The following is an 8,283-nucleotide window of genomic DNA, read 5'->3' as shown; positions in this document are numbered from 1 at the left end:
AGCGAACTTGTTCGCGAAGGCATTGTTTCAAACGACGAATCTTTTGCGACTGTACTGGCCCTTTCGCGAACAAGTTCGCTCCTACGTTTGGGCATGAGAGCCGGATGGCTTTTGTAGGAGCGAACTTGTTCGCGAAGGCATTGTTTCGAACGACAAATCCTCTGCGACTATACGGGCCCTTTCGCGAACAAGTTCGCTCCTACAAAACTATGCAGTTAGTGACGCTCTGCGTCACAAAGAGGACGCAGAGCGCCGCACGATAGCTGATACACAAACAAAAACGCCCCGATCATCTCGGGGCGTTTTTCGTTGCCGGGTAGCCTTACGCGGCGATCGACGTCTTGAGCTTGTTCATCGCGCTTTTTTCCAGCTGACGAATACGCTCGGCGGAGACGTTGTACTTCTGCGCCAGGTCGTGCAGCGTGGCTTTTTCTTCTGCCAGCCAGCGCTGGTAGAGAATGTCGCGGCTGCGTTCGTCCAGCACGTCCAGCGCCTGATGCAGATTGGCGGTGGAGTTGTCGGTCCAGTCGGAATCTTCCAGTTGACGCGCCGGGTCGTAGCGGTGGTCTTCCAGATAATTGGCCGGCGACTGGAACGCGCTGTCGTCATCCGCTTCGGCGGCCGGGTCAAAGGCCATGTCATGGCCGGTCAGACGGCTTTCCATCTCCCGCACTTCACGCGGTTCGACGCCCAGGCTTTCCGCTACGCGATGCACTTCATCGTTGTTCAGCCAGGCCAGACGCTTCTTCTGGCTGCGCAGGTTGAAGAACAATTTGCGCTGTGCCTTGGTCGTGGCGACCTTGACGATGCGCCAGTTGCGCAGGATGAACTCGTGAATTTCGGCCTTGATCCAGTGCACGGCAAAAGACACCAGACGCACGCCCATTTCCGGGTTGAAACGCTTCACGGCCTTCATCAGACCGACATTACCTTCCTGGATCAGGTCAGCCTGAGCCAGACCGTAACCCGAATAACTGCGAGCGATGTGCACGACAAAGCGCAGGTGGGCGAGGACCATTTGTCGGGCCGCGTCCAGATCCTGCTCATAGTAGAGACTCTCAGCCAGTTCACGCTCCCGCTCGGGCGTCAGCAATGGAATGCTGTTGACCGTTTGCACATAGGCCTCGAGGTTTGCACCCGGGACTAAAGCATAAGCAGGTTGCAAAGAAGTGGTCATACGAAAAAACCTCCAGCGCACAGGTTATGTGCAGTTCAGCATTAGCCAGATTGACCCGGAACCGCTAACCAAGTTCCTTGATTTTCAGAGGCCAGCCTGGTGAAACAATAATGTGGCTCTACCGGGGCGCCAGTTCACGAAGATGTCGGGCCACCGCAATCCAGGCACCGATATACCCTAACAGAACCGCTCCAAGCAAGAGGGAAAGACCATCACCCATCGGCACACCGGCCAGCGCGAAGTCACTGCCATAGAGACCTGCCAGCCCGACGACCGCGCCGTTCAGCCAGTTCAGGCCATAAGCCAGAACGCCCCAAGACAGAATGCCTGCCCCGAAGCCATACAGCGCGCCCATATAAAGGAAGGGCCTGCGCACGTAGCTGTCGGTACCGCCCACCAGCTTGATGACTTCGATTTCGATGCGGCGGTTTTCAATGTGTAGACGAATTGTGTTACCAATTACTAACAGCAAAGCCGAGACCAGCAAAACCGTCAAGCCGAAAACGAACCGATCACCCAGTTTGAGGATCGCGGCCAGTCTTTCGACCCAGACCAGGTCCAGCTGCGCCTGCTCTACTTTAGGCAATTGGGCCAGTCGCGTACGCAAGGCTTCCAGCGCAGGCTTGTCCACTTCGTCCGGCGTCACCAGCACCACGCCCGGAAGCGGGTTCTCCGGCAATTCCTTGAGCGCCTCGCCCAGCCCGGACTGTTGCTTGAACTCGCCCAACGCCTGTTCGCTGCTGATGTACTCGGCATCTGCCACGCCGGGCATCGCCTTGATTTCATCGCGCAGGCGAGTGCCATCAGCGGTGCTGGCATCCAGGTTCAGGTAGATCGAAATCTGCGCCGCGCGCTGCCACGAACCTCCCAGACGCTCGACATTGCTCAGCAGCAACGACAAGCCCATCGGCAGGCTCAAGGCAATCGCCATGACCAGACAGGTAAAGAAGCTGCCAATCGGTTGCTTGCCCAGACGGCGCAGGCTGTCCAGCAGACTGGAGCGATGGCTTTCCAGCCAGGCAGACAACAGCGCGCTGAAATCAGGGCCGTCGTCATCGTGGTCGTGGCGCTGCTTTTTCTGTTTCGGCGGCACTGGATCGGCGGCTTTGGGCGCGACGCGCTCTGAAACCTTGGGGCTGCGTGTGGCACTCATACTCCGGCCTCCCCGTCACCGATCAGACGACCGCGCTGCAGGGTCAGCATGCGATGGCGCATGCGGGCGATCAATGCAAGGTCGTGACTGGCAATCAGCACGCTGGTCCCCAGTCGGTTGATATCTTCAAAAACACCCATGATTTCCGCTGCCAGGCGTGGGTCGAGGTTACCGGTCGGTTCATCGGCGAGCAGCAGGGCCGGGCGGTGAACGATAGCCCGGGCAATGCCGACACGCTGTTGCTGACCGGTAGAGAGGTCACCGGGGTACAGCTCGGCCTTGTCGGACAACGCCACCCGCTCAAGCGCCGAGTCGACCCGCTTGGCGATCTCGGGCTTGGACAGGCCGAGGATCTGCAAGGGCAACGCGATGTTGTTGAACACCGTGCGATCGAACAGCAACTGATGATTCTGGAACACCACGCCGATCTGGCGACGCAGAAACGGGATTTGTGCGTTGCTGATTTGCCCAAGGTCCTGACCGGCCAGCATCAGTTTGCCGGTGGTCGGACGCTCCATGGCCAGCAACAGGCGCAGCAGCGTGCTTTTGCCGGCACCGGAATGACCGGTGACGAACAAAAACTCGCCGCGACGTACTCGAAAGCTCAGTTCATGCAACCCGACGTGTCCATTCGGGTAGCGCTTACCGACCTGCTCGAATCGAATCATGGACGCTCCCGCTCCGCAAACAGTGCCTGAACAAAGGGTTCGGCCTCGAAGGTACGCAGATCATCGATACCTTCACCGACGCCGATATAGCGAATTGGCAAGCCGAACTGCTTGGCCAGGGCGAAAATCACGCCGCCCTTGGCGGTGCCATCCAGCTTGGTCAGCGCCAGCCCGGTCAGCGTGACGGTCTGGTTGAACTGCTTGGCCTGATTGATAGCGTTCTGCCCGGTGCCCGCATCGAGGACCAGCAGGACTTCGTGAGGAGCGTCTGCGTCCAGCTTGCCGATCACGCGGCGAACCTTCTTCAACTCCTCCATCAGGTTGTCCTTGGTGTGCAGACGGCCAGCGGTGTCGGCGATCAGCACGTCGATGCCACGAGCCTTGGCGGCCTGCACGGCATCGAAGATGACAGAAGCCGAGTCGGCACCGGTGTGCTGGGCGATGACCGGTATGTGATTACGCTCACCCCAGACCTGCAATTGCTCGACGGCTGCAGCACGGAATGTGTCGCCCGCCGCCAGCATGACCTTCTTGCCTTCCAGTTGCAGCTTCTTGGCCAGCTTGCCGATGGTCGTGGTCTTGCCAGCGCCATTGACGCCGACTACCAGAATCACGAACGGCTTGTGTTCGGCCTTGATCACCAGCGGTTGCTCGACAGGCTTGAGCATCGCGGCCAGCTCACCCTGCAACGAGGTGTACAGTGCCTGGGCGTCGGTCAACTGCTTGCGCGCGACCTTCTGGGTCAGGCTCTTGATGATGACCGAGGTGGCCTCAACGCCGACATCGGCGGTCAGCAGACGGGTTTCGATTTCTTCGAGCAGGTCGTCATCGATGGCCTTCTTGCCCAGAAACAGGCTGGCCATGCCTTCGCCGATGCTGGCACTGGTCTTCGACAGGCCCTGCTTGAGGCGTGCAAAGAAGCCGACCTTGCCGGTTTCCGGCTCGGGTGTCAGAGCAGGAGCAGGCACTGCAAGCGCTTGCGCAGCAGGCTGAACCGGTTGCGGCACTGCCTGCGCGACGACTGGCTCTGGCTCTGGCTCTGCAACAGGCTGAACCAGCACCGGCTCAGGCATCCCGAGCGGCACGATATCCGCCACAGGCTCCGCTACGACGGGTTCAGGCTCCAGCGGCTCGGGCGCAACAGGGGCATGGCTTTGTTCAGGGATGGCCGGCGTGACATGCGGCTCGCGCTCGTCGCTCAAGGCCACCGGCTCTTCGGTCACCGGCAAGGTCAGCCAGGGCTGAGGCGAAGGCGCGCCGGGCTCCACATGCAGTTGCGATGCAGGCGCAGCTGCTTCGACAGTGACTTCAGGCACCGATTGCGAGGCAACATGGGGCTCAACCTGCGGCGTCGCGGCAACCTGATCGGCGATCGGGTCGGGTTGCGTCGGGGATGATTCTGCTGGCTTCGGCTCGGTTTGCTGCGGCTTCTTGCGCAGCCATCCGAACAGGCCTTTCTTCTCTCCAGCCTCGGCTGGGGTCTTCTTGTCGTCGTTGGAACCAAACATGGATGACGGCTATCTCAAGGTTGCGGGGCGCCAGAGGGCGACCCGGAAAATTCTGACATGCAAAACAGACTGCGTTTAGGACTTCTTGTTCACTCAACGGCCGCTTGTGCAGCTACCTTTACCTGCGTTTCAGACAGGTTTCACTCGCAATCGGCCAGTGAAGGCTGTCTCTGAAGCAAACGGATCAGTATCCTAACACCCCCGCGCCCGCCGACGCTAAGTTCACGCGGGCCGTCCTACAGGTTCAAACTACGAATGAATGCTTTAGCCCGCCGCGCCGCAGGCCTGCTGCTCAGCACAATTTGTCTGCCTTTGACAGCATTGGCTGCCGATCCGCAACCGACTCACGAATTCACCCTCGACAATGGCCTGAAAGTTGTTGTCCGCGAAGACCACCGCGCTCCGGTGGTGGTTTCGCAGATCTGGTACAAGGTCGGCTCCAGCTACGAGACGCCGGGACAGACCGGTCTGTCCCACGCACTTGAACACATGATGTTCAAAGGCAGCAGCAAAACCGGACCGGGCGAGTCTTCGCTGATTCTGCGCGATCTGGGCGCTGAAGAGAATGCGTTCACCAGCGACGACTACACCGCCTATTACCAGGTACTGGCGCGTGACCGCCTGAGCGTCGCGCTGGAGCTGGAAGCCGATCGCATGGCAACCCTGAAATTGCCCGCCGACGAGTTCAGCCGCGAGATCGAGGTCATCAAGGAGGAACGTCGCCTGCGTACCGATGACCAGCCAATGGGCAAGGCGTTCGAGCGCTTCAAGGCGATGGCCTACCCTGCCAGCGGCTATCACACGCCGACCATCGGCTGGATGGCGGACCTGGAGCGCATGAAGGTCGAAGAGCTGCGCCACTGGTACGAATCCTGGTATGCGCCGAACAACGCCACGCTGGTGGTGGTTGGCGATGTGCTGCCGGACGACGTCAAAGCCCTGGCAGAGCGTTTCTTCGGGACGATCCCGCGCCGCGCTGTACCGCCTTCGAAAAAACCGCTTGAACTGGCCGAACCCGGCGAGCGCAAGATCACCCTGCACGTCAAAACCCAGTTGCCGAGCCTGATCTACGGCTTCAACGTACCGAGTGTCGCAACCGCTGAAGATCCACGTTCGGCGAACGCCCTGCGCCTTATCGCAGCGCTGCTCGACGGTGGTTACAGCGCACGCATTCCCGCACGCCTGGAACGTGGCGAAGAGCTGGTCTCCGGTGCCTCGTCGCGTTACGACGCGTTCGCTCGCGGCGACAGCCTGTTCATGATCAGCGCCACACCCAACCAGCAGAAGAACAAAACCCTGGCAGATGTGGAAGCCGGGATCTGGCGCTTGCTCGATGAGCTGAAAACCAAGGCACCGTCCGCCGAGGAGCTGGAGCGTGTGCGGGCTCAGGTGATTGCCGGGGTGGTCTATGAGCGCGACTCGATCACCAGCCAGGCGACCATGATCGGAGAGCTGGAAACCGTCGGCCTGTCCTGGAAGCTGATGGACAATGAACTGGAGGCGCTGCAAAGCGTGACTCCGCAAGACATCCAGAAAGCTGCCAACACCTATTTCACCCGTGAGCGCCTCAGCGTTGCACACGTTCTGCCTGAGGAGAAAGCCAAATGATCACGCGCAATGCTCCACGTCATGCGCTGCTTGGCCTGATCCTGGCCGGTTCGCTCGGTGCCTTTTTCGCACTGCCGGCCCTGGCCGACGACGCCCCTGCCGAGCAGGGCCAGGCCGCTCCCGCGCTGGGCAGCAACCTGCAGACCCTCAAGGAACTGGACGGCAAGGCTCCGGCCCGTCGCGCCCTGAATATCCAGACCTGGAATACCGCCGAGGGCGCCCGCGTGCTGTTCGTGGAATCCCGCGAATTGCCGATGTTCGACATGCGCCTGACGTTCGCCGCCGGCAGCAGCCAGGACCAGAAATCGCCCGGCATTGCCCTGCTGACCAACGCCATGCTCAACGAGGGCATCAAAGGCAAGGACGTCAACGCCATCGCCCAGGGCTTCGAAGGCCTGGGCGCCGACTTCAGCAACGGGTCCTACCGCGACATGGCGGTGGCCTCGCTGCGCAGCCTGAGTGCTGCGGACAAGCGCGATCCGGCCCTGAAGCTGTTCAGTGAGGTGGTGGGCAAGCCCACCTTCCCTGCCGACTCGCTGGCCCGCATCAAGAACCAGTTGATCGCCAGCTTCGAGACTCAGAAACAGAGCCCCGGCGCTATCGCCAGCAAGGAGCTGTTCAATCGTCTGTACGGCGATCACCCCTACGCTCATCCGAGCGAAGGCGACGCCAAGAGCGTCAACGCCATTACCCTGGCTCAGCTCAAGGCATTCCACGCCAAAGGCTACGCGGCGGGCAATGCGGTGATTGCCCTGGTCGGCGACCTGTCGCGAGACGAAGCGCAGGCCATCGCGGCACAGGTCTCGGCCTCGTTGCCCAAAGGCCCGGCGCTGGCCAAGGTCGCTGACCCGGTCGAGCCCAAGGCCGGCACCACGCACATCGAATTTGCCTCCAACCAGACGCACCTGATGCTCGCGCAGTTGGGTGTCGATCGCAACGACCCCGACTATGCAGCACTGACCGTGGGTAACTCGGTACTGGGCGGTGGCGGCTTCGGCAGCCGGCTGATGACCGAAGTGCGGGAAAAACGTGGCCTGACCTACGGCGTGTCTTCCGGCTTCACCGCCATGCAGGTGGCGGGGCCGTTCATGATCGGCCTGCAGACGCGTGCGGAAATGAGCGAAAACACCCTCAAGCTGGTGCAGGACATCGTTCGCGACTTCCTCGCCAACGGTCCCACGCAGAAAGAAGTCGACGATGTGAAGCGCGAACTGACCGGCAGCTTCCCGCTGACCGCAGCCAGCAATTCGGCCATCGTGGGTCAGTTGGGTGCCATCGGCTTCTACAACCTGCCGTTGACCTACCTCGAGGACTACATGGCCGCCGCCCAGAACGTGACCGTCGAACAGGTGAAAGCAGCCATGAGCAAGCACCTGAGCGCCGACAAGATGGTCATCGTCACCGTGGGTCCTACCGTTGAGCAAAAACCATTGCCGGCGCCGACCGACAAACCCGTCCGCCAACCTGCAGGGGTCCCGGAACACTGATGGCCAATCCACGTCCGAAGGGCCACAACGGCCTGGGTCAGCTTCGTATCATCGGCGGAGAATGGGGCAGCCGCCGCCTGACCTTCCCCGACGCACCCGGCTTGCGCCCGACGCCGGACCGCGTGCGCGAAACCCTGTTCAACTGGCTCGCGCCTTACATTGCCGGCGCCAGGGTACTGGATGTCTTCACCGGCAGCGGCGCGCTGTTTTTCGAGGCCCTGTCGCGTGGTGCCAGCATGGGCCTGGCGCTGGACAGCAACGCCGCGGCCATCGCCAGCCTGCGCCAGAACCTCAATGCCCTGAACTGCGCCAGCGGCCAGGTCTCCCAGACCGACGCCCTGCGCCATCTGGAAACCGCCACCGCCTCGCCCTTCGACGTCGTATTCCTCGACCCGCCCTTCCATCAGGGCCTGCTGGCTTCAGCCTGCAACCTGCTGGAAAGCCACGGCTGGCTGGCCGACACCGCCTGGATCTACACCGAAAGCGAAACCCCGCCATCGACCACCGGCTTGCCGGGCAGCTGGCGATTGCACCGCGAGAAAAAGGCCGGGCAGGTGTATTACGCGTTGTGGCAGCGGGGCCAGGCCTGACAGCTCACGTACCAATGCTCCGCGTTTGGCATGCAGGTCTTGACGACGCAGAGCGTCATGAACGGCATTCCCACGCTGGAGCGTGCGGAACG

The 8,283-nt window shown here is 61.3% G+C and carries 7 protein-coding genes; 3 read left to right on the top strand and 4 right to left on the bottom strand.

Features of this window, described 5'->3' with window-relative positions:
• Nucleotides 1-322: 322 nt before the first annotated feature.
• The 4 genes from rpoH to ftsY form a co-directional block, all read right to left on the bottom strand.
• Complete coding sequence (gene rpoH / locus QRN50_RS21890; protein ID WP_003402233.1) at nt 323-1,177, bottom strand: RNA polymerase sigma factor RpoH; 855 nt, start codon at nt 1,175-1,177, stop codon at nt 323-325.
• Nucleotides 1,178-1,295: 118 nt separating this feature from the next.
• Complete coding sequence (gene ftsX, locus QRN50_RS21885; RefSeq protein ID WP_003402234.1) at nt 1,296-2,330, bottom strand: permease-like cell division protein FtsX; 1,035 nt, start codon at nt 2,328-2,330, stop codon at nt 1,296-1,298.
• Nucleotides 2,327-2,998, bottom strand: a complete 672-nt coding sequence (ftsE, locus tag QRN50_RS21880; RefSeq protein WP_002555631.1) for a cell division ATP-binding protein FtsE — start codon at nt 2,996-2,998, stop codon at nt 2,327-2,329. The genes ftsX and ftsE overlap by 4 nt, the downstream gene beginning before the upstream one ends.
• Nucleotides 2,995-4,506: a signal recognition particle-docking protein FtsY gene (gene ftsY, locus QRN50_RS21875; RefSeq protein ID WP_096126771.1), complete on the bottom strand. Its 1,512-nt coding sequence runs from the start codon at nt 4,504-4,506 to the stop codon at nt 2,995-2,997. The genes ftsE and ftsY overlap by 4 nt, the downstream gene beginning before the upstream one ends.
• A 255-nt stretch (nt 4,507-4,761) precedes the next feature.
• Between ftsY and QRN50_RS21870 the strand changes: the two genes are divergently transcribed.
• From QRN50_RS21870 to rsmD, 3 genes are read left to right on the top strand one after another with little or no spacing between them, the layout of a single operon-like run.
• Complete coding sequence (locus QRN50_RS21870) at nt 4,762-6,114, top strand: M16 family metallopeptidase (RefSeq protein ID WP_060409310.1); 1,353 nt, start codon at nt 4,762-4,764, stop codon at nt 6,112-6,114.
• A complete protein-coding gene (locus QRN50_RS21865) occupies nt 6,111-7,601 on the top strand; it encodes a M16 family metallopeptidase (RefSeq protein WP_057457954.1) in 1,491 nt (496 codons plus the stop codon). The genes QRN50_RS21870 and QRN50_RS21865 overlap by 4 nt, the downstream gene beginning before the upstream one ends.
• Entirely contained in the window at nt 7,601-8,191 is a 591-nt protein-coding gene (gene rsmD / locus QRN50_RS21860) for a 16S rRNA (guanine(966)-N(2))-methyltransferase RsmD (RefSeq protein WP_058823419.1), read from the top strand. The genes QRN50_RS21865 and rsmD overlap by 1 nt, the downstream gene beginning before the upstream one ends.
• Nucleotides 8,192-8,283 lie beyond the last annotated feature (92 nt).

The organism is Pseudomonas sp. MEJ108, from assembly GCF_030208985.1.
Taxonomy (GTDB): domain Bacteria; phylum Pseudomonadota; class Gammaproteobacteria; order Pseudomonadales; family Pseudomonadaceae; genus Aquipseudomonas; species Aquipseudomonas fragariae.
This window is presented reverse-complemented; position numbering and strand designations above follow the sequence as displayed.

Bases quoted from the DNA above. Each gene is read 5' to 3' on its own strand.
- rpoH (WP_003402233.1), bottom strand. From the start codon at position 1,177: ATGACCACTTCTTTGCAACCTGCTTATGCTTTAGTCCCGGGTGCAAAC.
- rsmD (WP_058823419.1), top strand. From the start codon at position 7,601: ATGGCCAATCCACGTCCGAAGGGCCACAACGGCCTGGGTCAGCTTCGT.
- ftsY (WP_096126771.1), bottom strand. From the start codon at position 4,506: ATGTTTGGTTCCAACGACGACAAGAAGACCCCAGCCGAGGCTGGAGAG.
- ftsX (WP_003402234.1), bottom strand. From the start codon at position 2,330: ATGAGTGCCACACGCAGCCCCAAGGTTTCAGAGCGCGTCGCGCCCAAA.
- QRN50_RS21865 (WP_057457954.1), top strand. From the start codon at position 6,111: ATGATCACGCGCAATGCTCCACGTCATGCGCTGCTTGGCCTGATCCTG.
- ftsE (WP_002555631.1), bottom strand. From the start codon at position 2,998: ATGATTCGATTCGAGCAGGTCGGTAAGCGCTACCCGAATGGACACGTC.
- QRN50_RS21870 (WP_060409310.1), top strand. From the start codon at position 4,762: ATGAATGCTTTAGCCCGCCGCGCCGCAGGCCTGCTGCTCAGCACAATT.